The sequence below is a fragment of the Streptococcus sp. HMSC077D04 genome (genome assembly GCF_001808785.1).
Taxonomy (GTDB): domain Bacteria; phylum Bacillota; class Bacilli; order Lactobacillales; family Streptococcaceae; genus Streptococcus; species Streptococcus mitis_BX.
In genome coordinates, this window is the sequence record NZ_KV794458.1 from 29,282 (window position 1) to 30,424 (window position 1,143).

General features: G+C 41.0%; 1 protein-coding gene. It reads right to left on the bottom strand.

All coding sequences use genetic code 11. The features are described 5' to 3' along the window. Nucleotides 1-1,143 (bottom strand): phage tail tip lysozyme (locus HMPREF2701_RS10945; RefSeq protein WP_261674381.1); only part of this gene is annotated, 1,143 nt, incomplete at both ends.

Here is a 1,143-nt window from a genome sequence, read left to right on the forward strand (position 1 = left end):
GTTTCCCCACCAAGACTTGAAGCTGTCGCAACCCAGTCCTGACCATTTCCCATAGTATTAATGATTGAAATCTTTTCTCCATTTCTACCTTTTAGCTTTAATCCTAACTGGTTCATACGAGCCGCAACACCCCATGTACATTGTCCATAGGCATAGGCCATACCATCTCCACCACCAGGAACAGAATGATCATACAAGTCCCCACGAACCCCTTCAAGGGATTGCGGGTCACTCTTTGCCTGTCCTCCATTTGTTTGGCTAAAGCCTTTTTCAATTTGGTAATACCATTCCGTTGCTCTGGTTTGTCTTTCTAGTAGTTTGTCACCAGAATTTCCCTCCCAATAGGTCAGAAAGAGTTGGGCGAGATTGGCTGCACTGCCCGTATTTTCAAAGAAATCCTTTAACCAACTTTGATAGTAAGGACTATCCCCATGAAGCATAAAATCAAGTTGGAGGTCTAAATCATACCACTTCTTATTTTTGCTATGTGCATAATTCAATAAAGCAGTATGACGTGTTGAACCATCTGCAGTATCTGTCCATTGACCTAAACCTAAACCTCTATGAAGAATATTAGGATAAGCACCACTATAAATGGCTGGTCCTCCAATCGCTAACCAGTTTTCATCATCCCATGAGGAATCGGTAGCTCCAACAGGAGGAGATAAGTAATCTCCTTCAGCTCGTTTAGGATTAATAGAAGATTCTACCGACCAATTTCCTAAAATAGCCGCAATGGCTTGGGGACTTGCCCCTTGAGATTTCAAAAACTCATAAATATGTTTTGCTCGTTCAAACTCATCCCCACCAAACTGACCAATTGCTGGTAAAATAGTAGTCTGAAGTTGAATGACTTTTGGAAAATAAAATTGCGGATTGACATATACCAATTTTTCTTTCTTGTTCTTATACTTTTGATAGGAAACTTTCAAACCTGTATCGTCTGGTGTCTCACCAATAACATCACCAGTTAAGACCCTTGTTCCCTCAATCGCACGGCCATTATGAATGGAATACAAGGTTAAACGACTCTCATTCTCTCCTTTTCCATTAGTGAGAATGACATTGTCACCATCTAGAGATACAACTCCATCCATTGGTGCGACAATTGTTTGGTGAGCCTTCGCTTCTAGTAGAATGTAC